28 protein-coding genes are annotated in these 22,151 nt (G+C 39.4%); 2 read left to right on the forward strand and 26 right to left on the reverse strand.

What is annotated here, in order from left to right; translation table 11 throughout:
- Window positions 1–52: 52 nt before the first annotated feature.
- Complete coding sequence (ezrA, locus tag PRK60_RS06215) at window positions 53–1,747, reverse strand: septation ring formation regulator EzrA (RefSeq protein ID WP_316243087.1); 1,695 nt, start codon at window positions 1,745–1,747, stop codon at window positions 53–55.
- A gap of 133 nt (window positions 1,748–1,880) precedes the next feature.
- Here ezrA and PRK60_RS06220 point away from each other — a divergent pair, with 133 nt between their 5' ends.
- Window positions 1,881–2,339 (forward strand): GAF domain-containing protein, encoded by a 459-nt coding sequence (locus tag PRK60_RS06220; protein WP_273645782.1) that lies wholly within the window; start codon window positions 1,881–1,883, stop codon window positions 2,337–2,339.
- 194 nt (window positions 2,340–2,533) lie between these two features.
- Window positions 2,534–3,139: a 30S ribosomal protein S4 gene (rpsD, locus tag PRK60_RS06225; RefSeq protein WP_102168137.1), complete on the forward strand. Its 606-nt coding sequence runs from the start codon at window positions 2,534–2,536 to the stop codon at window positions 3,137–3,139.
- A 244-nt stretch (window positions 3,140–3,383) separates the two neighbouring features.
- On the opposite strand, the gene PRK60_RS06230 is transcribed toward rpsD, so the two are convergent.
- From PRK60_RS06230 to PRK60_RS06350, 25 genes are all read right to left on the reverse strand, one after another.
- Window positions 3,384–3,542 (reverse strand): hypothetical protein, encoded by a 159-nt coding sequence (locus PRK60_RS06230; protein WP_273645783.1) that lies wholly within the window; start codon window positions 3,540–3,542, stop codon window positions 3,384–3,386.
- A 128-nt stretch (window positions 3,543–3,670) separates the two neighbouring features.
- Window positions 3,671–4,792: a GH25 family lysozyme gene (locus tag PRK60_RS06235; RefSeq protein ID WP_273645784.1), complete on the reverse strand. Its 1,122-nt coding sequence runs from the start codon at window positions 4,790–4,792 to the stop codon at window positions 3,671–3,673.
- Between the two features lie 2 nt (window positions 4,793–4,794).
- Window positions 4,795–5,211, reverse strand: coding sequence for a phage holin, LLH family (locus PRK60_RS06240; protein WP_273645785.1), 417 nt, complete (start codon window positions 5,209–5,211; stop codon window positions 4,795–4,797).
- Window positions 5,211–5,534, reverse strand: a complete 324-nt coding sequence (locus tag PRK60_RS06245) for a hypothetical protein (RefSeq protein WP_148444712.1) — start codon at window positions 5,532–5,534, stop codon at window positions 5,211–5,213. The genes PRK60_RS06240 and PRK60_RS06245 overlap by 1 nt, the downstream gene beginning before the upstream one ends.
- A gap of 270 nt (window positions 5,535–5,804) precedes the next feature.
- Window positions 5,805–5,942, reverse strand: a complete 138-nt coding sequence (locus tag PRK60_RS06250; RefSeq protein WP_273645786.1) for an XkdX family protein — start codon at window positions 5,940–5,942, stop codon at window positions 5,805–5,807.
- A 2-nt stretch (window positions 5,943–5,944) separates the two neighbouring features.
- Window positions 5,945–6,316, reverse strand: a complete 372-nt coding sequence (locus PRK60_RS06255; RefSeq protein WP_273645787.1) for a hypothetical protein — start codon at window positions 6,314–6,316, stop codon at window positions 5,945–5,947.
- Window positions 6,317–6,333: 17 nt separating this feature from the next.
- Window positions 6,334–6,759, reverse strand: coding sequence for a hypothetical protein (locus tag PRK60_RS06260; protein WP_273645788.1), 426 nt, complete (start codon window positions 6,757–6,759; stop codon window positions 6,334–6,336).
- Window positions 6,760–6,765: 6 nt separating this feature from the next.
- On the reverse strand, window positions 6,766–7,224 hold the full coding sequence (locus tag PRK60_RS06265) for a fibronectin type III domain-containing protein (protein WP_273645789.1): 459 nt from the start codon (window positions 7,222–7,224) through the stop codon (window positions 6,766–6,768).
- A gap of 6 nt (window positions 7,225–7,230) precedes the next feature.
- Complete coding sequence (locus tag PRK60_RS06270; RefSeq protein WP_273645790.1) at window positions 7,231–7,740, reverse strand: Ig-like domain-containing protein; 510 nt, start codon at window positions 7,738–7,740, stop codon at window positions 7,231–7,233.
- Window positions 7,741–7,743: 3 nt separating this feature from the next.
- A complete protein-coding gene (locus PRK60_RS06275) occupies window positions 7,744–9,123 on the reverse strand; it encodes a DUF2479 domain-containing protein (protein WP_273645791.1) in 1,380 nt (459 codons plus the stop codon).
- A 17-nt stretch (window positions 9,124–9,140) separates the two neighbouring features.
- The gene (locus PRK60_RS06280; RefSeq protein WP_273645792.1) at window positions 9,141–9,545 is read right to left on the reverse strand and encodes a hypothetical protein; all 405 of its coding nucleotides are present in this window, start codon (window positions 9,543–9,545) and stop codon (window positions 9,141–9,143) included.
- Complete coding sequence (locus PRK60_RS06285; protein WP_273645793.1) at window positions 9,517–10,425, reverse strand: GH25 family lysozyme; 909 nt, start codon at window positions 10,423–10,425, stop codon at window positions 9,517–9,519. Before PRK60_RS06285 ends, PRK60_RS06280 begins: the two co-directional genes overlap by 29 nt.
- A gap of 8 nt (window positions 10,426–10,433) precedes the next feature.
- Window positions 10,434–12,095, reverse strand: coding sequence for a phage tail protein (locus tag PRK60_RS06290; RefSeq protein WP_273645794.1), 1,662 nt, complete (start codon window positions 12,093–12,095; stop codon window positions 10,434–10,436).
- Window positions 12,092–12,988: a distal tail protein Dit gene (locus PRK60_RS06295; protein ID WP_273645795.1), complete on the reverse strand. Its 897-nt coding sequence runs from the start codon at window positions 12,986–12,988 to the stop codon at window positions 12,092–12,094. The genes PRK60_RS06290 and PRK60_RS06295 overlap by 4 nt, the downstream gene beginning before the upstream one ends.
- 7 nt (window positions 12,989–12,995) lie before the next feature.
- On the reverse strand, window positions 12,996–17,201 hold the full coding sequence (locus PRK60_RS06300) for a tape measure protein (RefSeq protein ID WP_273645796.1): 4,206 nt from the start codon (window positions 17,199–17,201) through the stop codon (window positions 12,996–12,998).
- Between the two features lie 16 nt (window positions 17,202–17,217).
- Window positions 17,218–17,496, reverse strand: a complete 279-nt coding sequence (locus PRK60_RS06305; protein ID WP_273645797.1) for a hypothetical protein — start codon at window positions 17,494–17,496, stop codon at window positions 17,218–17,220.
- Window positions 17,497–17,561: 65 nt separating this feature from the next.
- On the reverse strand, window positions 17,562–18,059 hold the full coding sequence (locus tag PRK60_RS06310; protein ID WP_269296123.1) for a tail assembly chaperone: 498 nt from the start codon (window positions 18,057–18,059) through the stop codon (window positions 17,562–17,564).
- A 60-nt stretch (window positions 18,060–18,119) separates the two neighbouring features.
- Window positions 18,120–18,290, reverse strand: coding sequence for a hypothetical protein (locus PRK60_RS06315; protein ID WP_269296122.1), 171 nt, complete (start codon window positions 18,288–18,290; stop codon window positions 18,120–18,122).
- The gene (locus PRK60_RS06320) at window positions 18,268–18,972 is read right to left on the reverse strand and encodes a hypothetical protein (protein ID WP_273645798.1); all 705 of its coding nucleotides are present in this window, start codon (window positions 18,970–18,972) and stop codon (window positions 18,268–18,270) included. The genes PRK60_RS06315 and PRK60_RS06320 overlap by 23 nt, the downstream gene beginning before the upstream one ends.
- A 36-nt stretch (window positions 18,973–19,008) precedes the next feature.
- The gene (locus PRK60_RS06325; protein WP_273645799.1) at window positions 19,009–19,410 is read right to left on the reverse strand and encodes a hypothetical protein; all 402 of its coding nucleotides are present in this window, start codon (window positions 19,408–19,410) and stop codon (window positions 19,009–19,011) included.
- A complete protein-coding gene (locus PRK60_RS06330; RefSeq protein WP_273645800.1) occupies window positions 19,407–19,931 on the reverse strand; it encodes a hypothetical protein in 525 nt (174 codons plus the stop codon). The genes PRK60_RS06325 and PRK60_RS06330 overlap by 4 nt, the downstream gene beginning before the upstream one ends.
- The gene (locus PRK60_RS06335) at window positions 19,918–20,253 is read right to left on the reverse strand and encodes a hypothetical protein (RefSeq protein WP_273645801.1); all 336 of its coding nucleotides are present in this window, start codon (window positions 20,251–20,253) and stop codon (window positions 19,918–19,920) included. Before PRK60_RS06335 ends, PRK60_RS06330 begins: the two co-directional genes overlap by 14 nt.
- On the reverse strand, window positions 20,247–20,597 hold the full coding sequence (locus PRK60_RS06340; RefSeq protein ID WP_273645802.1) for a phage head-tail connector protein: 351 nt from the start codon (window positions 20,595–20,597) through the stop codon (window positions 20,247–20,249). Before PRK60_RS06340 ends, PRK60_RS06335 begins: the two co-directional genes overlap by 7 nt.
- Window positions 20,598–20,618: 21 nt before the next feature.
- Window positions 20,619–21,533 carry a N4-gp56 family major capsid protein gene (locus tag PRK60_RS06345; protein ID WP_273645803.1) on the reverse strand — a complete coding sequence of 305 codons (915 nt, stop codon included), beginning with the start codon at window positions 21,531–21,533 and terminating at the stop codon, window positions 20,619–20,621.
- Between the two features lie 19 nt (window positions 21,534–21,552).
- Complete coding sequence (locus PRK60_RS06350) at window positions 21,553–22,140, reverse strand: capsid assembly scaffolding protein Gp46 family protein (protein WP_273645804.1); 588 nt, start codon at window positions 22,138–22,140, stop codon at window positions 21,553–21,555.
- Between the last annotated feature and the right edge of the window lie 11 nt (window positions 22,141–22,151).

A 22,151-nucleotide genomic window follows, 5' to 3' on the forward strand; every position in this document is an offset into this window, starting at 1 on the left:
GATAATAATTAAGAGGGTGAGAAAAACATCTGCTTTTCTTACCCTCTTAAATTTATTTTTCATTATAGTAGCTATCTTCAATTCGCTTATAACTACCCGGCTCAACTTCTTCTAGTGCTGTTGCAATCGTTTCTAAGCTTGTCGTGTAATTAAACTTATTAAACTCTTCCTGAGACTTTGCCGCTGCAGCAGCAATTTTTGGCTCATCACTGAAGCGATTAGCATATTGTTGAAGTCGCTCAGTTAGCTCAACGCTATCACGAATATCATTTGTCTTTTCACCAAGAGTTTCTAAGTCTGATTCAACAATGATTAGTTGTTTAGTAACTTCATCCATATTAACTTTATATTTTTGGAGTTCATCAGCTAACCGCTTGATCTCATCACTAACCCCAAAGAAGTAGTTCAAATAATCCTTTGGTAATCCAGGCAAATTTAGTTGCTCAACTTGTCGCCGCGTCGTCCGCAGCTTTGTTGAATACTTTTGCAGCATTTGTTCAGCCCGTTGCTGATCGCCTTGCAACTTAGCAACCTCATCGTTAATCTTTGCCTGTTGCTTTTCAATTTCTTTTAAAGAACGTTCATTTTTATTTTGCCGTGCAAGGACTTGACTATAAATTGCATTATGATCATTGATTGCAGCCTGATCGTTCTTATATTCCTTTTCAATATTAATAATCTGTTCATTTAATGAACGAGCAGTTTCAATTTCGTGGTTATTCAACGTGTAATTAATGCTTAACCGCTCAAGTTCATTACTCAACTCATTATTTTGGGTTGCAGCATGGTTAATAAACTTTCCTAAAACTCCCATCAGATGTTCGACTTGTGGTCGCGCATCAATTTCACTTTGCATTGCTGCATATAAATCGTCAATCTGATCAGCAATGTCTTTAATCGAATCCTCAACCCCGTCAAGCTGAAGATTGTTAATCTGCTTGAGATCCTCTTGGCATAACTGCCGTAGCTGATCAACCTTTTCAGGAATGTTATCCATAGTAAACCGATAATTTTGCTTAGTTAATTGCTTATAGCCACTTGCCAATTCATTTAACTGAGTAGGAAATTCAGCAATCAATGGTTTATAAAGCTTCGGAACTTGTTCAATCAAGTCTGCCAGTTTTTGATTATTCTGCTTTAAATCAGTCAACACCTGCTGAGCAGCATCAAAATCTCCCGTCTGACTTAACTTAGAAAACTGATCGTATTCATGTTCAAGCTCTTCAAGTTGATCATTAAGCATTTTAATACTATCGCCATATTCAAAGCTCTTTTCATCAAGGACGTGATGGAAATGACGATAACGTTGCTTGATTTGATCGATTGCCCGCTTATGAGCTTGATGCAGCTCTTCTAAATGATGAAGTGAAGCTTTTATTTGTAAGCACTGATCGTTCAATTGATAAACCGCTAATTCCAAATCACTTAACTGTTTAGAAAGGACGAGGGCTTTACTTGTATGAATTAGTGACTTAATTGTTGCTAACTCGGCCACTAGCTTCTTTTCTTGAGGAACAACCTTGTCTTGATAGTCTTTTTTGAGCTTCTTTAATTGCTCCTGGGAATCGCCAGTTACCTTCAATTGCTCAACCTTTTTAAAGTGTTGCTCAATTTTCATTTCCTGTAACTGCTTAACTTGTGCATCAATTTGCTCATATTGACGGATTAACCGCTTTTGGTAGTAATATAATGCCGCCAAGATAATTGCAAGAACAATTAAAATCCCAATTATTATTTGAAAAACCAATTTATCCACCTACACATTTTTTAGCCATCATTGACAAATTATATCTATCGGCTCTAAAATTCTATGAAAATTATACCATAATGGGCTACCATTACTGGAATCAATTTAACATTAACAGAAAGAAGAGACGATTATGACAGAATTATCCCTGCTAAATGAACAGCTTTCCGCACTATTGACTAACGAACATTCAGCAATCGCTAACTTAGCAAACGCAAGCGCATTAATCAATGAGAGCGTAGATAATCTAAATTGGGCCGGCTTTTATCTTTACAACTCTAAAAACGATCAGCTTGATCTTGGACCATTTCAGGGGAAGGTTGCCTGCATGCATATTGCACTCGGCAAGGGAGTATGTGGGGTTGCCGCCTCAACTAAAGAAACACAAATTGTAGACGATGTTTCTAAGTTCTCTTCATACATTGCCTGTGATAGTGCTGCCAAGTCAGAACTTGTTGTCCCAATGTTAAAACAGGACGGCTCACTCTATGGTGTCCTTGATTTAGATGCACCAATCCTCAATCGGTTTAATCAATCATTTGCTAGCGAAATGGAAGAATTTGCTAGGCGGCTCATGGCAACTATTGACTAATAAGGAATAGTTGTTGTATATTATTCTTTGTGTAAAATAATGCAGCAGTGAGGGGCAAGCTCGTCAACAGACTGGTGCCATAAGGTGTTTTTAGTAACCCAGCTGCAAGGGTGAACAATTCAGATCAGCCTGCACGAATGTCAATCTCACATCGGATTATTTTACTCCAACAAAAATATTGGAGGATTTTATTTATGTCACGTTATACAGGTCCTAGCTGGCGTCTTTCACGCCGCTTAGGTGTTTCACTTTCAGGTACTGGTAAGGAATTAGCTCGTCGGGCTTACGCTCCTGGTGATCATGGTCGTGATCGTCGTGGTAAGCTTTCTGAATACGGTACTCAACTTCGTGAAAAGCAAAAGCTTCGTTTCATGTACGGAATGACTGAACGTCAATTCTCAAACCTTTTCGTACGTGCCGGTAAAATCAAAGAAGGTACTCACGGTGCCAACTTTATGGCTTTACTTGAACGTCGTCTTGACAACATGGTTTACCGTCTCGGTTTAGCTACTACTCGTCGTCAAGCTCGTCAATTGGTTAACCATGGTCACATTACCGTTGATGGTAAGCGCGTTGACATTCCTTCATACGAAGTTAGTGTTGGCCAAGTTATCGCTGTTCGTGATAAGTCAAAGAACCTTGATGTTATCAAGAACGCTGTTGAAGCAGTTGTTTCTCGTCCATCATACGTTGACTTCGACGCTGACAAGCTTGAAGGTAAGTTAAACCGCATTCCTGCCCGTGAAGACATGGATGCTGATATCGACGAATCACTTATCGTTGAATTCTACAACAAGTAGTCTTTAAGGTTACTAAAAGGTTGATTTATCAACGTTTATGAACTAGCTGGTGTCGCAATAGTGTCCCAACTATCAAAAAAGAGTACTTCCACTACTTTGTGGAAGTGCTCTTTTTGTTCCAACCCAATTACACTATCGCATAAACAGCTGTTCGCTTTACGGAAATAAAAAAGACGATATACTTTAACTGTCAAGTCTAGTATATCGTCATTGCCATCAGTTATCCCTGATGGATTTTTTTATTTTAAACTAATGATAACTTTTGCAAAGTTTTTACTAATTTAGGGTTTTCTAATAATTCATTCATAGTTGATTTAGGATTAATATCAACAGTTTTATTTACAACCTTGCTTATTTTTTTACTTGGAACTTTAACGAATTGTCCTCTTAACCTTTTATTCATTATATCAGCTCCTTATTCATAATATATATATATCTTAATTAATTATTATACGACAAAAACCCGAGTGGCCATTGCATTATCTGCAACAACCACCCGGGCCGTGTTACATTGCCAGAGGGTCTATCCTCCTATTCTTCCACTTTAATTTTTAATTTTGCAAGTTGTGCCTTAACTTCACTTTGAATGTAGGCTTTAAGCTGATCATCAAGCATAATCTGCTTATCAACAATTGGCTTTACTTCAGCTGGCTTAGTTTCCTGAGTAGTTTCTTCTTTCAGGACGCCATTTTCATCAAAGACATACTCTTTACCGTCAATGGTTTGCTTGCCAGTTAACATCCAAGCATTCTCTGGATCAAAGTAGTACTTCTTATCATTGATGGTTTGCCAACCTGTGAGACACCAAGCGTTATCCGAATCCATGTAGTACCAATGACCATTAATCTGTTGCCAGCCAGTTAGAGCAGCACCAAACGTTCCGTCATGGTTAATATCGAAGTAATACCAATGATTGTTAATCTGTTGCCAACCAGTAATCATATTCCCAGACTCATCTAGGTAATACCAACGATTATCAACCTTGCGCCAGTCGTTCTTAACTGGTGTTCCGTTTTCGTAATAATGCCAGGCGTCACCTGAACCTTGCCAGCCATTGTTGCTTGCACTTGGATTAGCCATTTTTTGCCACGTCTCCTTCGTAAGGTAGAAGATACTTCGGTCCATGTCGCCACCGGTAAACTGCCAACCAGTCAGGGCGCCAAAAGCACCAGAAGAAACGCTCATGTTTGGTAAAGTCCAACTGTTCCAAGTCATTGATGCATACTTAGCTACCCAGGCACCGCAGTATTGAGCACAGTTAGCAGCCTGCCATAACGCCGATTCCTGTGCATAAATTAAAGGCCATACTCCAGTAAGTCGATGTACTTCTGTAACGAAGCGCAACGACCATGAAGCATCGCCCCAAGCGCTATTTTGGTAACTTTCCCAGTCAAGAATTAAGATACCTTGACCAACGTAGTTCTTAATGTTGTTAATGAAATATTGGGCTTCACTTTCAGGATTGCCACCACCCGCGTAATGATACAGTCCCCGTAGCTTGCCTAATTGTCCGGCTAAGTCCCATTGGTGATTGCAACGGGGGTTAACATAGCTAGTGCCTTGGGTGGCTTTAACAATGACCCCATCAGCGTGTGAATCTTGAATAATACTATCGGAACTTCCAGAATAAACATCAACTGTATACAATGCCATTGCTAATCAGCCTCCTTTGTTAAATCATTAGCCCGGTTAGGTGCGTTTTGAATGGCAACCTTAACCGGGTCAGTAGTATCATTACCAGTTAAGTTTGACTTTTCATAAGCTGATTGCACTGCTGATTCAATCGACTTCACATCAACGTTAGTAAAGCCCTGCTTAGCAAGTGCATCTTGTACAATTGCCGTTGCTTGGGCGAACTTAGCATCACCAGTAATGTCCTTACTTACTAAGGAGTTGACTGCCGTATTAGCAACCTGTTCAATGAAGCTCCACAGCTCTTTTGATTGAGTAGTTTTGGCATGTTGAACCTTGCTGTGTAGTAAGTTCTTCCCTGCATTCATGAGATAAAAAATAGCGGTAGAAACAACCGCTGTAATTACATATTCCGGAATTGCATTAATAATTTCATTCATTATTTGTCACCCTTCTTAAATACTTCATGCTCTAAATTGGCAATCCTTGTATTTCGTACTTTTGCCTCACCAATATGCTCCTCAAAGCGATCTTCTAGTGAATCAACCCGATCGGCTGTCCGATTGGCTGTTGATTCAATCGAATCCATTGTGTGACTTAGGTTATCAATCTTTACAATCAGATCCTTTACCACATTTGACAGCTTTTCAGTTCCATTCTTAATTGCTAAGTTAAGCAACCAAATCAAGAATCCACCAACGATTGAAAAAATAGTTACGATTGCCAACAGCTCATCCCACGAATACCCCGCAATGCTATGCATGTATTCACCTCCAATCTACAAAGATTATTTATGATATAATATGTTTACAGATAAAGATTACATCGTGTGTAGTGAGTATTTTCCAGCTCACAAGCCGGTGTGGGTGGATGCCTTTTTGGCACCTGCCTTTTTTATAGCCGCCCATAATAAAAGCGTGCGATTGCGTTAAATTTTTAACGCTTTCGTACGCTTTTTACTATGTATTGTGTATTTCTTCGGCGACTATGTGTTAGCTATATATCAACTATATCTAGCTATCTAATTTACTATCTAGGCAACCGTAGCTGGTGCCACGTAATCCTTACCAGTAATTTGCTTGTACTGTTCGGGCGTAATTACCACATTAACATACCCTGTTACTACATTACCTAGGCTAAACATCGTTTTAACAAATTCCGTCCAATCCATAATTAGTTACCTCCATTTTCTTTCTTATCTTTCATGGTTAACTGTGCTAACTGCAAGCCTAGCTGATTAATTGACTGCTTTAATTGCTTATTTTCAGCTGTTAATGACGCAACTTGTAAACCAAGGGTATTCATAGCCTGTGCACTTTCACTTGGTTTAATGTTAGCTTGTTGCTGGGCGATTGATACCGCTACTTGTTGTTGGAATGTTGCATCGTCCATTCCGCCAACCCACTCAGTACCATTAAACTTTTGATAGCTCTTAGTTGGATCTGGCGCTACCGTTGTCGTATATGGCGGTAAATTATTGGCATCTGCAACTTCAGTTTCAGCTAATAGATACCCGTAATGTTGATCATACATGAATGCTTTCATCCGATTTCACCTCCCCTTTATTGTTCGTACTTAGTTTGTACTATTGTCCATTTATCCCATGCAGTGCCCGCATAGATTCGCATGAACATCCAGCCACCAGTACAACAGATTAACTGTACTTTACAGTTATCGCCGGTTCCCAGATGGATAAGCCATCCCCATTCAGCGTTGTTTTGTAGTGATTGAGGCCAATTACTATTCGCTGGCACCTTGCTATCATCCCAAAAGCCAAAGCCATGCACTCCCCCACTGATATTATTAAGATCAGGATTATCTTTCCCGATAAAGTTGCCAATTTTCAGTGCATTATTACTCAACGTGTCTAATTGATTGTCTTGACCAATATTTTCTTCAAGTAGTTTGTTAAAGTTTTCAGCAATCTTTTCTGCACCTAAGTCCATACCAGTAAAGATGCTTGCAATATCTTTTGCTGTTAAAGCCATTAATTATCATTCCTCTCTTTTGTAATAAAGAGCCTTGTAGCCTTCAAAGACTCCAAAGCTCTTGTCTGGTAGTTGCTTCATTGTTAAGCCATCGCTCATCAAGTTAAAGCTGTTGGTAATTTCAATCGTGCTCATCCCGTTAGCTGAACTAATCACTTTTGACGGTAAAATTTGTCGATTGCCACCACCGAACATGCCCTTGGGTTCTGTCCCAATCGGAACTAATCCCAATGCATATTCAAGGTAGACTAACGACACCGTTGCCCCAGCGGTTAAGCTAACTGGCACTTTAACTTGAATCCCCCGAGTTTTAACTGTCAAGCTCGTCCTTGGACTTTCACGGAAGCCATTAAAGGACGCTACTGACAAGTTATAAGCAGTGTTGGGAGTTAATCCCGTTACTTGGTACTGCTTATTGCTTACCGTAGCAATTAGCTGGTCGCCATTCCTGATTCGATACTGCATTCATCATCAGTCCCAACTTAGGTCAACACTATTAGCAGTAACGTTCTTAGCAGCTAAATTATTCACGTTAACCAGCGCTTCGTAAACCGTTAAGCTAATCACGTTAGAAACCTTTTCGCCAATCTTTGCGGTGATCGTAGCTGTCCCCGGAGCAATTGCTTTGACATTCCCTGCACCATCAACCGTTGCCACTTGTGGGTTTGATGAGGTCAATACTGCTGCACCGTCAGTTTCATTAGCCGGCGTAATTGTAACGGTAACCTTAGCAGTTCCACCAACTTCAAGTGCCGTTTTATCAATTGCCAAAGTAATACTTTGAACTGAAGTAGCACTTGTCTTAACCGTGATCACGTTCGACTTAGCACTTTCTCGCAAGCCATTGTAGGAACTTACAGCGAAGCGATAAGTTGCGTTAGCCGTTAAACCAGTAACGATGTATTCTTTTTTATTCTCAACTTCGGCAACCTTCTTCAGTTCACCGTCCGTTCCAACGCCTTGATAAATATAGAATTTCATTAACTAATCCCTCCATAGTAACCGTTGCGTGTGTTCATCAATGTAGACCGCCCGGAGGTCGGTTGGACTTGTTGGCTTCGAGAAGTAACCCGTGTTCGGTGAGAGGTAGCTGCTACCTTCCCCATCGCCTGCTTGGGCTTTAGCGTCATCAATCGGCATTCCCAAGTCAACCTTGATCGTCCGGTTACCGTCAATCAGATACCAAGCACCAAATTTATAGTGCGGTACGGCATCAAGATAGAAGTTCCGGGGAATCTTAACCTTGATTGTGTTCGCATCGGGATACTCCGCAATGCAATTAATTAACTTGGTGTTTGTTTGCCCGAAGCCATGACTAGTCTTTCCTAGGCCATCTCGTTCAGTCCCGATAGCGTCCTCGTAGTACAGCACTGCCGGACGTAACGGGTGCTCACATTGATTATGCTTAATCTCAATTGTGTACCCGTAGAGGAAGTCTTCTAAGCTGTCCGCACTCAACAAGGATGAGTTCCGTTCCGCAACTAAGCCCATATCGGTATTAATGCTAATGACGTTCTGCTCATCCGGCGTTTCATCCTTATGCTTAACCCGAATATTCCAGTAAGCCCCGTGACCATCGTCGTAGTTATCCCAACCTTGAGTAATAACTACATCTCCAGCAATTAACGGTGTATATGATTTCATATCCGCAACTGTTTTCAATTGAAACGGTCGATCATGAAACTGTGCTTGCTTCAAGGTCCCCTGGATTTGCTTAGTCATATCAAGCAATTGCTTATAGCGAATATACAATCCATCTTTAGGATCGTTAATTTCCGCCATTGCATCATTTAAGGCTTGCTTATATTTATTAATCCAAGTTTCAAAATCAGTTTTAAATTTAGCACCAGTATCTTTAATATCCTGAGTGGTTTTGTTTCCGGCATCGGTTACCGCTTGAAGAATTTTTTCAAATTCTTCGACATAAATATCTTCAGCATCACCAATATGCGCTAAAAATTTATCATCAATAACGTCAAAGTCAATGTCGATTGATGAAATCGTTTCCTCGTTTTCATCAATAAACCGAATATAGAATTGTTCCCAATGTCCCGGAACATTAAAAGTATGCTCGTCAAAAGGCAAGGTGAACTTTCCTTTAACTGGAGCATCACCGTGATGAATCTTTAGGTCCCCTATCCGTGTAATAACATGACGATGAGGAACCGTATTAGGATCTACTCCACCATAGATAACTCCGTAATTACGCAAATCAACTGTGTAATCATTATTTGTTATCCGTAATGAAAGCAAGTCTTGAGTATCACCAACCCGAGCGTTAAAGTGCCCAGAAATATCCGTTTCTTGTTCGTTATATCGTGTTAAGTCTAATAGAACACGTTTTCCATCACCTTGTAACGTCATTTTCTCACTCCTTTCTTTTAGTAATTCATAAACTCTAGAGTGTAACTGTTGAGCTTATCTAATAGCTCGTTACATTCATCAAAATTATTTTGAAGTTTCAACATATAAATATCATCTACCACTAATCTTTCAGGCAACCAAAGCTTCAGTTCCGGTGTATCACCAATATCTTCATCAATAATATCGTTATCATTAAAATCTCCGACAACATTGTTCATGACCATTTGAAGCCGCTGGATACAAGACACCGTCCACTGATAAACAACACGATTCAGCAGGTCGGTTGGATTGTTTAACTTCACTACCTGAAGATCCGGAAGCTGAACATCCTGATCAAAATAAGGACTTGCCTTTGAGTACAAGTCCTTAATTCGGTTATAGATATTTTGAATATTATTCTGATACGTTGCTATCAGATCCATTTTGCTTATCTCCTTCTGAATTATCAATTAGCGCTTCGACCATTGGTTTTAATAATTTCCAAAGTCGTTCAGCATCGTCTTGCCTATATTTGCGCCCTTCAGTAGTATCCTGGACTATAAAAGTTTTACCGTTATCTGGAGAATATCCTCGACCAAAATTTCCGGTCTCAGTATCATAACCATATTCGCCAACTATTTGTCGAATTACATCTTCTTGAGGTGTTGGTACTGGTTTATTGGGCTTGTCAGGTTCACTTGGCTTATCTGGGTTAGACGGTTTACTACTCTCACTAGGATTAGCTAACTTATTCCAACCAATTTCGTCAAGGTAAAAAATACTTTTATCCATTCCACCGCTACCAAATTGCCAGCCAGTAACCGTATCCCACGCTCCAGTAGGAACTTTAATATTAGGAAGCTCCCAACTGGTCCAATTATCTGTCTTATAATCTGCAACCCATAAGCCGCAGTCACTTGAACAATTATCAATTTGATCCAGTGAAGATGCTTGGCAGTAAATTAACGGCCAGATGTTAGTCTGACGATGAACTTCATCAACGAACTTACGTACCCAGTTAGTATTGTCCCATGCTGAATTCTGGTCTTTTTCCCAATCAACCGCTAGTACAGCTTTACCAATGTAATTGTGGATATTGTTCAGGAAGTATTGAGCTTCAGCAACCGGATCACCACCAGCAGCATAATGATAAAGTCCTCGCAGTTTACCATTTGCTCCGGCTAGATCCCACTGGTGGTTACACTTTGGGTTAACATAGTTTGTCCCTTGAGTAGCCTTAATAATAACCCCTTGTGCATGAGAATCAGTCACGATGCTATCTGCACTACCTGAAAAAACATCAACAGTATATATAGGCACCATCGCACCTCCTAGCTATCAACAAACTTCTTAATCTTTTCTTGCTCTTCTTTAGTAAGTAACACCATGTTGTTGAAATGATTTTCACGTCGCCCACCAGTAGCACCATTAAAGTTAGTATTACCAACATCAGTATTAATATTAGTAATGCTTTTTAACAATATCGCATTAATATCTTTCATAGCCTTGCCAGTATTATTGAAATTAATTGTTGCATCAACAGGGTTGAAATCATTAACGGTATAGCTAAAGATAACCATATCAGTATCAACGTTTAATTCTGGGTCAATAGTGTGGATACTATCGCCAAGCTCGTAGTGAAAGTTATCCTTATGGGTCCAAGTCATTGTAGTAGCAGGTTCAACTTGCAAGTGATTTTCAAGCCAATTGTTAACTGCATTCTGATCATAAAGAGTATCCAGTGTCTGAACTTCTCCTCTATGTTCATCGTATTTATCAATTGAATCTTGATTCTTATAAGTACCGCTCAATTGGTAAAACTCAGTTGTTGATGAGGAACTACCTGAATCGTCAGCGTTCCCACCACCAGAAACTATCGCTGCCATTTGATCATTACGAGCAATCCAGCTTGGGTAATACCAACTAGCCGGTTCTTCTTTACAAACCTCACCAGGCTGTGGTTCAAAGATAATCGTATTTGCATCTAGGAATAAGCATATATGATATGGATTTCCATGTGCTCCATAAAACCCAACATCCCCTGTCTGTGGCGTGCTGACTTCATGGAAGCTAGACTCTTGTGACCATGTAGTCCAACCAATATCAATACCAAACTTGGCATATACAAAGTGAACAAATCCTGCACAATCGGTTCCAGCAGTAGTTCGCCCACCAAGTATATATGGAACTCCTAGCCATGAACGAGCATAGTCAATAACCCCCTGTGCATTCTTAGTTACAGGAGTATTATCGTCACCTGTTGTAACAGTCTTTTCCATTTTTCCGGCCTGATACTGAACAGAGTTAACCATATCGGTACTTGATGATTGAATATCTACATTGGGCGAGTGATAAATATATCTAAATGTTTCACCAGTTTTATGAGTAAGACTAGGTAAATCATATATCTTAAGTGTGTTCCCATCTGGGATCCAATATCCACCAAACGCTGCTAGATTAGAAGTAAGATAATCAAAGCAGCTTCCTTGAGCTTGTGCTGGCTGATCAATAAACTGTCCGTGTAATTCATACCTTATTCCTTGATCATTATTATCAAAGAATTGGTGCATCACACTATCTAATGAATAAGTTTGATCAGCTTGTGCTCGCTGAATTACTGTTCCAGGTTGCTGGTTATCATTACTAGAATCACCTGCTGATGAATTGCTATCTTTGTTAGCCTCCGGTAAGCGAAGATTACGTAGTTTATCAATTAAAGCATTAACAGCAGTGATTTTATTAGTTACTACTCCTTGCTCACTAGTGATTGGCTCAACTTCTTTAATCTTGTACACTTGCCCGTTGAACAGCACTTCTGCCTGAATTTTTGCTAAATTGAAAACATATTCAAATCCTGGCAAATATCTCATAGTAAATGACACCTGAAAGGTTTGCGATAAAGCAAATTCCCTAGACCAAGTATTATACAAGTCAGCAAAGTTAATTTGTTCTTCTGCTTTACCATCATGGCTCCTAATTAAGGCATATGTCATGACTTCCACCAGAAAGGAAAGTCAACCGTGACTTTACCTGAAAAATTATCAATTTGGAAATCGTTCATACCAATTTGAAGAGTAATTACACCATGATCAGTGTTAATTCCATCATGGTTACCATTAAGCATTGGATTTATTTCATCAAGTTCCCACTTACCTGACCAGCTACTTGTTCGACTAATACTATCCCCAGTAGTCTTATTAGTAATCTTCATATTACCTTGTGAACTACCCTCTAACATTAACTTAAACGGATGACCCCGTCGCTCTGGATCAATTAAGACATCAGACTGATTAAGAACGCTGAATGAATTGCTATTGAATGAATAACTAGCATTAGCTATTGAATTATTTCCAATACCTAATACATAACTAGTAGAAGTTCCTACACTTCGACTTAATCCAATCAAATCAGTAAATGTGACATTGCACGTCCATCCTTTATCGCTCGTATAGGTTGGGGTTGTTAACTTTGACTTACCATAATACATACGTTGTGGCCAATTTTCCCAACAAATCCAATATGGTTCACGAGAATCTAAGAACCGTTGCAATGCATCAAACGCTAAATACATATCCGGTTCATCTAAACCATTAAACCAGAACGACATAGTTAGTTCACGATTAGAATACGTTGAAGAATTTAATCGCTGACCATCATTAATACCTAATTTCTCAGTATTATCAGATTGAGTAACTGCTGACGGTGAATGCATATAACAAAGCACACCACCTAAATCTGGTTGATCGTAGATAGAGTGCCATTTTTTACCATCTGGTGAGATAGATAATTCAATCGGTTTTAATGGGACATAAGTTTTAAAGTCATCGTGAGGTGTCAGGAATGGATATTGTTTAGGTTTATCTTTTCTTGTAGAAAAAACTTGCATTAAATCACTATCCTCTCATTGCCATCCGCCAATCTGTGGCGTTTTGTTTATTAATCATGCGTCGGGTTTCATCAACTGGCAACACTGGTTGTAAGTTAATACTCTTGATAGTTTCAATCGCCTTTTGTAGCAGTGCTACTACTTGGCCATTGAACTGACCAGCACTAGCAGTAGAACGAAGTTCGGGATGAACCATTTCCATTTTTTGCCAAGCATCACGCATTAAAGGTATTGCCTGACTATTATAGGGATTAATTACATATTCATCATGTTCAGCATTATCACCAATTAGGGCAACGTCGGGATGCGTCATGTGAACCCCAGAAGCCCAACCATGACCATTACCGATATTGCCCCAGCCACCTTCGCCACCATGATTAAGAGCGTTGATAGCTGCCATAATCTGATCAAATCCAGAAAGGATATTATGGTGTCCTGGCATAGCCCATGTATTAAATGTTGATGGAATAAATTGAAGTAACCCTTGTGCAGGATTACCACTTGCCATATTTTGATCCCAAACTTTTTGGCTTACCTTTTCATCACCACCGGATTCAGTCGCAATCTGACGAAGTAATTTTTGAACTTGCCAATCTGCTATATGAAAATGCATTTTAGCGGCAGCCGACCTGATTACTCGAGTCCAATCGCCATTGATGGGTTCTTTGACTTCTCCAAGTAAATCTTTCAATACATTAGCAATTCCACTGGATAACCCGATAGCTAATGACTTACCGAACGAAGGAATGATTGGAACAGATGAATTCCAATCAGTTAATTTAAGCATTAGTTGCTTAGATGCACTAACTGGATTATTTTCAAATTGTTCAGCCAATTTATCCATTTCTTCATCGGATAAAGTACCATCTGCGTAATGTGGAATTCCAAGTCGTGAAAGTATTGGATGAGCATGCGGTGCATCGATAACCATTGCTCCTTCTTCCAAATCGTGAACAGTGTTCTGCCCTTGTGGAAGTGAGAAGCCACGTGATGGTTCCCAAACAATTTCTTGTTTATGTGCAGTTAATCCATCATTAAGTACAGCCTTACCACCCGGATGAGCGATTGTCCCGTGAGCATAACTAATAGTGCCAAGCTTCTTGTCTCCACCAAAATCACCGATTACTTTGTTAATTCCTGAAATACCTTTGTTCAAGCGACTAACAATCTCAGACATTGATTTGCCAGCAATCCCGGGGAGCTTATTAAAGCCACTTCTAAACTCACTAACAATATCATCAAGCCAATCTGACCATGATTTCTTAAAGCTCGATTCAAACCCGTTTTCAGTTGAACGTAATGAATTAAATCCATGATATTCTGCTCTATCAGCTCTAGTAAGAGCACGATCAACGTCACGATCTAAATTTCTCCACACAGAATCCCATTCACGTGAAAAAGCTTTATTAAAGGATTTAAGACCCGCTTCAATTGAAAGAATCATATTACCAAATTCTTTAACAAAACCATGCTTGCCAACAGCCTTATTGGCTTCTTGCATTTGTTTAGACAATGTTTTAGCAAAATTATACTTAACTAAGTCCTTTGATAAGGTCTTCAAATCTGAATCAACTTTTGATAAGCCTGTCTTTTTATTCGACAGTTTACTTATAGTCTTTTCAAAAGAATTAAATTCCTTATCAGCTGATTTCAATGGTTTGATTAGATGTTCCCAATCTTTGACCATTGCACCAAGATACTTAGTAAGTGACTTAAATTCATCAGCCAATTTTGACTTCTTAATTGACTTGGCTAATCGGTCAAAATACTCTCCAACTTTGGAATGTTTCATATCCTTATCAAGTTTGGAAATATCCTTGTCAAATTCACCTAAGCCGTGCTTACCAGTTAGACTCTTGATAGAATTAGCCATTGTTTTAGTAGACTTGCCAAAAATCTTAAAGTCCTTAGATGCTTTATCTAGGGGTTTAACTTCTTTTTGAAGCTGTTTGACAAATTCTTTTAAACGCTTGTTCATCGAGTTCAACTGTTTAGTAGGATCATTATGCTTAATAACTTGCTTTAACGACTTCAGTGAACGAGTGTACTCAATAATTGCACGATTCATTTGCTTAACATTGGCAATATCAGTTTTAGAATAATGATTTCCGCCTAGTGAACGAATTTTCTTTTCAGATGGCTCACTAGATTTATGAGAACTTGAATTGCTACTTGATGATGAATCGGTGCCATTCCACCAATCCTTGACTTTCTTCCAAGTGTCTTTAGCCCAACCGGTTACACTCTTCCACATAGATTTAAATCCTTTTGCAATACCACTAAAAGCATCGCTCCAATCACCTTTAAGAATATCCTTAAAGAATTTGATAGAACCCTTAAAGGCTTTGGAAAGTCCCGGGCCAAGTTTGCCACCAATCAAGCCACCAAGCATTGAACCAACGATCGGGCCAAACGGGCCAAGTACGGGAGTTAATGCCATACCAGCAGCAGTACCGGCAATAGTGCCGACACCTTTACCAATCATTTTGGCTCGATTATGGATATGTGAACCAGTTAAGCCACGGAGAATATCAACAGCGCCTAAACCGATACTTATTCCACCAGCTAATTTAGTCGCTATTCCTTTACCAACGAAAGAAAAGTTAACACCCTTAAACCAGTTAGTAGGATTAATACGAAGCTTACTAATTTGCTTTAAGTTGCCCATTAAATCGCTGAGCATATGACCGCTAAACTTGAACTTACCAATTGCACCTAGTTTCTCATTTACTAGTCCTAAACCACCAGCAATCTTAAATAACTTACCGTAAGCAAATTGTGTCATCAAGATTCCACCGATTCCCTCAAGAACCGTCATAGCAATCTTGTTTTTACTAATATGGTCAAGTGCATCAGCAAATTTATCAAAACCATCAGCAGATTTACTGGAATTACCGCTTAATAGTCTAAATGGAGCACCTAATGCTTCAACAATTAGTTCAAATGACTTCCAAGCACCTTTGGCAATAACGGAGCCAATTCTTGTTAAAGCTTCCAGCACAGTCACTAAATCTTTAGCATGCTGAGGAGTTAACCAGTCACCCATCGCCTTAGCAACATTAGCAATACCTTGACCCAGTTGTGCAATAGCACGCTGAGTTTCTTTATTATCTAATGCTTTACTGAGTGAGTCTAAGCCAGTAGCTGAAACACTAACCAACGGTGCCATTAAAGCCTTTTTAGTATCAGCCCATGAAACTTGCATATGGTGTAATGCACCATCAGCGGTTTTATTCCATTCACTGGAGTTCTCTTTCCAATCATTAGAGGCTTTTGACAAGATATCGTTGAATTGATCACTCGTCATTTTACCTGAAGCTAGTAAATCATCGAATGCTTTCTTCGACATTCCAGAAGCTTCTTGAAGTGCTTTAGTAAGACCAGGGGCAGAGCGTTCAAGACGTCCTAACGACTGAGATGTTACTTTTCCAGAAGTCTCAATTCGAGTTAAACCGTTAGCAAATGCATCAGCCTGATCATTAGAAAGCTTCATTTTATCCGCTAAGGAGCCAATACCTGTTGCTAATTCTCTAGCTTTCTCAGTTGAACCTGTAAACCCATAAAATCGGGTTACCAAGTTACCAACTGCTGCACCTGATAAGTTAGAATTCTCTTTTAGATCCTTAACGGTTGCTCCAACTTGTTTAACCTCTGCATCGGTCATTCCTAAGTTTTTCCATCTTTCAGCTACTTCAGTACCTGCTTTGGCAGCATTATAACCTTCAACAGCCCAACTTTTAAGGCTACCAACAATATTATTAATACCATTAGTAATCATTCCACCAAAGACAAAGCTTTTGGTTAATGAATGACCAATACCTTCAGTTTCCTTAGCGCCTTTATTAAGCTCACTATTATCCATCTTAGGCTTAATGATTGGAGATTTTAGTTCATTAACAGTCCGTTCAAACTCAGATGTTTTTTCATTAGCCTGAGTTGTATCAGCTTTAATTTCGACTTTCTTATCGTGTAAGCCACTGATAGTATGATCTAATCTTTTTGTTGCTTCCGCCGTTTCAGAGGCAGAAGCTCTGACCTCATTTAACGACTGCTTAAATAAATTCTGAGCACTTACTCCTGAATTCATTTTTTGATCAAGTTCACTAAACTTCTGCACAAAATCAGTTAGTTTTTGATTCATTAATGATATCGGTTCAGTAACCTTATCAATCGCTTTAACAACAATTTGCTTTTCGGCAATAATTGCTGGCATTCACTCCTACCTCCTTTCACATAAATATGTCAATGAACCGTTGCCGTTGTTTCCGTTCATTTTCCATTTGCTTATGCAACTTTTCATCGGTAATAGCATTAATTGCATTACGACGCTTTTTTAGTGCATTATCTGCTTCACTAGTATCAGCCTTAGGATCAGCAAGTGCCGCAGGGACGATTGTATTAGCTACAACAAAGCGATTATCAATCAAAGCGTTATAACTTCGTTGATAACCACCAGCTAAAATATAATCAACCTCCTTAGGGGTTAAATCGTAAACTTCTTCTGGCATAGTCTTACCAACTACCTCATTCATCTCACGGAGAAGGTTCAACATTGCCTGATGAAAGTTATCAACTACTTGGACAGCTCTTGAAGTTGCTTCTTGGCTAGTTCGTAATTCTGCTTGGCTACTTCTACCCCAAGTTCTGCTTCCCGAAGATTCTTTTGGTCGCTCTTGTTGGTCTTCTGACGAACCACTTTCAATGCGACTTCGGAGTTCTTCCAGGCGTCTTTCAGCAAGTAGAGTAAGTGATGAATCTTCATCGCTAAAAAACCGTTAGCTTTAATTTCTTTGTAAACATTATTGAAAACATCTGCTGAATCAAATACTCCTGATTCTTCTAATGCGTCGCCAACAGCATTGACACTCGGCAATGACTTTGACTGGCATGCACAACGATAAGCATTAATAACAGCATCTGGATCTTGTGAGATCAAGCCCTCAATAAGGTTGTTAAATCCATCGACATTTGAATCTTTATTTTTACGAGCATATTCACTAACGATACGGTCATAAAAACGGTGATTGAACTTGATTGGGTACGTCTTGCCGTTAATTTCTAATTCATTCATTTTATTTCCTCCAAATAACCGCCCTTACGTACTGTTTATTTCATAGGCGATTTAATATTTTTATTGATTAGAAGCAGAACTTTCTGGCGCTACTTGACCAGCTGAAGAAGCTGGCGCACTTGGTTGACTAGTGGCAGACGCACTAGTAACTGGTGTATTGCTTGCAGGAGTATCCGCATGGTTTACCTGACTAGTAGCAGGTTGACTGTTAGGATTTACTCGCGGAATCATTCTTTTGGCCTGCTTCCATCTTTTGGTTCATTGGAACGGTACCAGAAGCATCCCCTTTGTTATCATCATTAATCCCAGCGGTTGAAACAAGCTTACCTTCTGCATTAGCACCAATTTCAGTAGGCTTAGTAAATCCGTAGTATTTAACAATATCTGAGAACATTCCCGAATCGAAGTCTTCAGGTCCAAGGACAAATGGGTTACCTTGTTCGTCATATCGACGTGCAAGCCCGGTAACTTCAAAGGTAACGTTTTGAGTAACTGCTGTGTTAAGTGCTTCTGTTTCTGGAAATGCTGAAATCTTAACTTCGGAAAATTCCGCATTAACTACTTGCTTGCCATTGACAGTTCGTAATGAGTTCCAATCAACTCGCCATAAAAGCATTGTCATCTTATGTTCCCAAATGTAATAAAGGTCACGAGCAACATCAGTAAGCATATTGCCGCCCTTAGTCATTACAACGTTAACAACCCGCTGTTGGTTAGTTGAACCAGTATCCTTAATAGTTGCCTGCTTTGTAGGCGTTGAACCCAATGTAGCTGTGTTAGTGCCTGATGAAGCACCTTGAACACCTAAAACGTGGCAAGGATTTGATTGAGGTTCCCAAGGAGCCTTGTAGTAATACATCACCTTGTCAGATGATTGTGGTTCAACAATTGGCTTTAATGAGTCATCTGCCATAATTTTCTTCATTCCTTTCTAAAAGAAAAACCACAACTAAAAAGCTGTGGTTTCAATTACCGAGTAATTAATTCTGATTATTTGTCGATTTAATGTTTTATTGGTCGAATTATCGACCATTGATGTTAACGATGGCTCGTCATGACCTACAGAATATCCGCTGATGCTTAATTGACAGCATAACTGCATAATCTTATAGGCATTGACCAAGCTTCGTTGTAGGGCATTCTGAACATCTACTACATCAACTTGAAAAGAATAGGAATATTGCCGTGCATTCGTAAACTGATTAGTTGAGTTGTTGTTTAACAGCTGAATACGACACACAGGCATTTGTTTCGGTATATCTTGTGATGCAGAAAATGTTTTGATTCCTAATTCATTAATTTCTTCAATTAATTTCAAATAAATAGCAACAAAAGGTGGTTCTTGTGTCATACATCAAACCCCTTTCTAATTGCTTCATCAATTTCATCATCAAATGAACTGTTAAGCTGGTTGACCCCCAAATGATTAACAGCATCTTGAAAGGGATGATGAGCAGGATAATTTTTAGTCAACAATCCAAACTCAAACGCTTGTGAATAGTTATAACCACCATTCGTTGTAGTCGTATAAATACGATGTTTATTACCATCAACATGATCTTTCAAGTTATCAACCATATGCTGGTTATTAGCTTTCCGACCAAAAGCCTTTGTCCCTGGACGATAACCTGGTTGACGATACTGCCGTTCACGCATAAGATTACGGACTTCATTTGTCGTTTTTTCAGCCATCTTATTAACAGCACGTTCACCATTATAAGAAGCCATTGCAGTCATATTACGCAATTTAGCTCCAGCATTGCCAAAATTGTTCTTATCCAACGTAGCCGATATATTAGCCATTACTGATTTCAATTGCTCATCATTGTAGATAAAATCAATTTCAGGGATGTTGTCGTTATTCCAGCTCATTAGCACTCACCTCCAAATCATTAGAGAAGTAAATATCAGTTCTCGTCGCATGTTTCCGCACCTGAATAACTGTCATCTTCTCTAATTCACTATCGGGTTTACCATTTTTTACGAATGATACTGAGTCAGCATTAACGTTACCTTGAATCCGAGCAACCCATGACATGCCATATTGCTTGCCAAAAAGATTATTTTGTAATTGAGCACCATTAACTTCAGTAACATGGGCACGTACAACTTGATACGTCCACTTTTCGCTGTCGTCTAATGTCCCGTGAACTAACTCTTTATGACCAAGCACCAATGGAATAAACCTTACCATGACCACACACGACCTTTCGATCCTGTGGTCTGATTGGCAAGATAACGCTCCAGCAATGGAATATATGGGTCTAATTCGTTATCTTGAAATGACCAACTAGCTCCTTCTTCTGAATATGACTTTGTCCCATCGGCATCATTAACCGACTGAACGTAGTGTGCTTCAGTAATCCTAATAACTACAACTTCAAGCTGAGATGGTAAATCATCGGCTCCAACAAACAGGCAAACCATATCGCTTGCCTGCTTAATAAAGTTTGATAAAAGCTTGTCCAAGTCATCCCCATCAATATTCTTATCAAGCTTAACGGTGGCCAATAGTTCACTGACCTTTGTGTCTTTCATTTAGACCACCTCTTTTTTTAATTACTTGCTTTGTTTAGGATCAGGCTGCTTGTCATCAACTGATGGATTAGGTTGCGGCGCTGAGGTAGAACCACCAGCAAAGCCAATAGTTGCAAGTAAAGCATCGTTATAAATAGACGTTGCAAGGTATTCGGTAGTTGAAGTCTTGTTGATTTGATGATCGCCATCATACCAAGCATAAACTTGTGGAGCTTGCTTCATGTAAGTCTTCATAGCACCAGGCTTTACAGCAATTGCATGTCCTTTAGTTAACTTAGCAGTCCGAATGATTTCCCATCCCAACAACTCACCAAAGCCACCATTAATTAAAACATCATCGCCTAAATCAGATGCACGAGTCCAGTTGTCCCCGGCCGCCTTACGCAAAGAGGCAGCATCTTTATATGAGACATAAAGAACACCTTGTTGAGGATAAGTGGTACCTTCAATGGCGTTTGTAGCGTGAGCAAAAGCGTCTTCAAGATTATCAATTAAATCAATTTGATCTGGAGTATTACTAGTAACCCTTAATGGAGCGTTCTTAGCAGTATCGAGAACATCATCATCAACGTAAGTAGCTAGAGCCATAGCCATTTGACGAGCCGCTTCAGTACGTGGATCGCCATATGGAATCTTAGCCGCTTCATCTGAAATGGAATAAGCAGATACAATTTTCTTAATCTTCGCTTGTTGAGTCGTGTATTCCAGTGAATCGAAGTTAATTTGTTCACCTTCACCATATTCACGAGCTGAACCGGTGTACTTGTACTTTGGCACAGTAATTGTGTCACCAGGACGACCTTCTAAAGTAGTATCAACCGGTGCAATAGATGAAAACACATTGAGTTTTGATAATTGGGCGCCAATCATCGGTGCTAGAACTTGCGGGTCTAACATATCGGCAAAATGAGTATAATTTGTTGAACTTGCTACCATAATTTAATTCTTCCTTTCGCTAATTAGTTTTTTGACTTTCAACATATTTCTGCATTTCTGCATATGTCATTTCAGCCATATTCTTGTTTGAGATATCTGTCTGTGCTGGAGAACCATTTTGTGGAGTTTTACCAGCAGATGACTTGTGTAACTCATTACGCACACCCTGACTAACCAATTGTTTAAATCGTTCAATGTTAGCCTTAGTTTCATCTTCTGTTGAGCCAAGTAACATATCAGCCCCATCAGTTGGCAAATTCTGTTCAGCTAACAAGTCTTTGGTATGAGCTAAATGCTCACGACGATCTAGTTCTTGTTCACGCTTGTTTAAAGCGTCTTCTTGTTGCTTAACCTTGTCGGCTTGCTCCTTAGCTTGCTTTTCCGCTAACTCCTTGGCGGTCATGTTTGCTTCAGCCTTGCCGTCTTCCTTTGCCTTTTCGATTTCTGATTGATGTTGTTCTTCCCACGTCTTCCGCTCTTTAGCAATTTGAGCTGAGACAATCTGCCCTAATTCTTCACGTGTAAAAGTCTTTTGAGCTTCTTTTTCTGGCTGTTTCTCAGGCTCTTGTTGCTCTTGAGTTTCTGTCTTTACAGGTTCTTCTGCCATTTCAAATTCTC

The sequence above is a fragment of the Limosilactobacillus portuensis genome (assembly GCF_028607025.1).
GTDB classification, from domain to species: domain Bacteria; phylum Bacillota; class Bacilli; order Lactobacillales; family Lactobacillaceae; genus Limosilactobacillus; species Limosilactobacillus portuensis.

What these genes read in the sequence shown, in the direction of transcription:
- PRK60_RS06220 (WP_273645782.1), top strand. Translation starts at nt 1,881, where the DNA reads ATGACAGAATTATCCCTGCTAAATGAACAGCTTTCCGCACTATTGACT.
- rpsD (WP_102168137.1), top strand. Translation starts at nt 2,534, where the DNA reads ATGTCACGTTATACAGGTCCTAGCTGGCGTCTTTCACGCCGCTTAGGT.
- PRK60_RS06230 (WP_273645783.1), bottom strand. Translation starts at nt 3,542, where the DNA reads ATGAATAAAAGGTTAAGAGGACAATTCGTTAAAGTTCCAAGTAAAAAA.
- PRK60_RS06235 (WP_273645784.1), bottom strand. Translation starts at nt 4,792, where the DNA reads ATGGCATTGTATACAGTTGATGTTTATTCTGGAAGTTCCGATAGTATT.
- PRK60_RS06240 (WP_273645785.1), bottom strand. Translation starts at nt 5,211, where the DNA reads ATGAATGAAATTATTAATGCAATTCCGGAATATGTAATTACAGCGGTT.
- PRK60_RS06245 (WP_148444712.1), bottom strand. Translation starts at nt 5,534, where the DNA reads ATGCATAGCATTGCGGGGTATTCGTGGGATGAGCTGTTGGCAATCGTA.
- PRK60_RS06250 (WP_273645786.1), bottom strand. Translation starts at nt 5,942, where the DNA reads ATGGATTGGACGGAATTTGTTAAAACGATGTTTAGCCTAGGTAATGTA.
- PRK60_RS06255 (WP_273645787.1), bottom strand. Translation starts at nt 6,316, where the DNA reads ATGAAAGCATTCATGTATGATCAACATTACGGGTATCTATTAGCTGAA.
- PRK60_RS06260 (WP_273645788.1), bottom strand. Translation starts at nt 6,759, where the DNA reads ATGGCTTTAACAGCAAAAGATATTGCAAGCATCTTTACTGGTATGGAC.
- PRK60_RS06265 (WP_273645789.1), bottom strand. Translation starts at nt 7,224, where the DNA reads ATGCAGTATCGAATCAGGAATGGCGACCAGCTAATTGCTACGGTAAGC.
- PRK60_RS06270 (WP_273645790.1), bottom strand. Translation starts at nt 7,740, where the DNA reads ATGAAATTCTATATTTATCAAGGCGTTGGAACGGACGGTGAACTGAAG.
- PRK60_RS06275 (WP_273645791.1), bottom strand. Translation starts at nt 9,123, where the DNA reads ATGACGTTACAAGGTGATGGAAAACGTGTTCTATTAGACTTAACACGA.
- PRK60_RS06280 (WP_273645792.1), bottom strand. Translation starts at nt 9,545, where the DNA reads ATGGATCTGATAGCAACGTATCAGAATAATATTCAAAATATCTATAAC.
- PRK60_RS06285 (WP_273645793.1), bottom strand. Translation starts at nt 10,425, where the DNA reads ATGGTGCCTATATATACTGTTGATGTTTTTTCAGGTAGTGCAGATAGC.
- PRK60_RS06290 (WP_273645794.1), bottom strand. Translation starts at nt 12,095, where the DNA reads ATGACATATGCCTTAATTAGGAGCCATGATGGTAAAGCAGAAGAACAA.
- PRK60_RS06295 (WP_273645795.1), bottom strand. Translation starts at nt 12,988, where the DNA reads ATGCAAGTTTTTTCTACAAGAAAAGATAAACCTAAACAATATCCATTC.
- PRK60_RS06300 (WP_273645796.1), bottom strand. Translation starts at nt 17,201, where the DNA reads ATGCCAGCAATTATTGCCGAAAAGCAAATTGTTGTTAAAGCGATTGAT.
- PRK60_RS06305 (WP_273645797.1), bottom strand. Translation starts at nt 17,496, where the DNA reads ATGCCAGAAGAAGTTTACGATTTAACCCCTAAGGAGGTTGATTATATT.
- PRK60_RS06310 (WP_269296123.1), bottom strand. Translation starts at nt 18,059, where the DNA reads ATGAATGAATTAGAAATTAACGGCAAGACGTACCCAATCAAGTTCAAT.
- PRK60_RS06315 (WP_269296122.1), bottom strand. Translation starts at nt 18,290, where the DNA reads ATGATTCCGCGAGTAAATCCTAACAGTCAACCTGCTACTAGTCAGGTA.
- PRK60_RS06320 (WP_273645798.1), bottom strand. Translation starts at nt 18,972, where the DNA reads ATGGCAGATGACTCATTAAAGCCAATTGTTGAACCACAATCATCTGAC.
- PRK60_RS06325 (WP_273645799.1), bottom strand. Translation starts at nt 19,410, where the DNA reads ATGACACAAGAACCACCTTTTGTTGCTATTTATTTGAAATTAATTGAA.
- PRK60_RS06330 (WP_273645800.1), bottom strand. Translation starts at nt 19,931, where the DNA reads ATGAGCTGGAATAACGACAACATCCCTGAAATTGATTTTATCTACAAT.
- PRK60_RS06335 (WP_273645801.1), bottom strand. Translation starts at nt 20,253, where the DNA reads ATGGTAAGGTTTATTCCATTGGTGCTTGGTCATAAAGAGTTAGTTCAC.
- PRK60_RS06340 (WP_273645802.1), bottom strand. Translation starts at nt 20,597, where the DNA reads ATGAAAGACACAAAGGTCAGTGAACTATTGGCCACCGTTAAGCTTGAT.
- PRK60_RS06345 (WP_273645803.1), bottom strand. Translation starts at nt 21,533, where the DNA reads ATGGTAGCAAGTTCAACAAATTATACTCATTTTGCCGATATGTTAGAC.
- PRK60_RS06350 (WP_273645804.1), bottom strand. Translation starts at nt 22,140, where the DNA reads ATGGCAGAAGAACCTGTAAAGACAGAAACTCAAGAGCAACAAGAGCCT.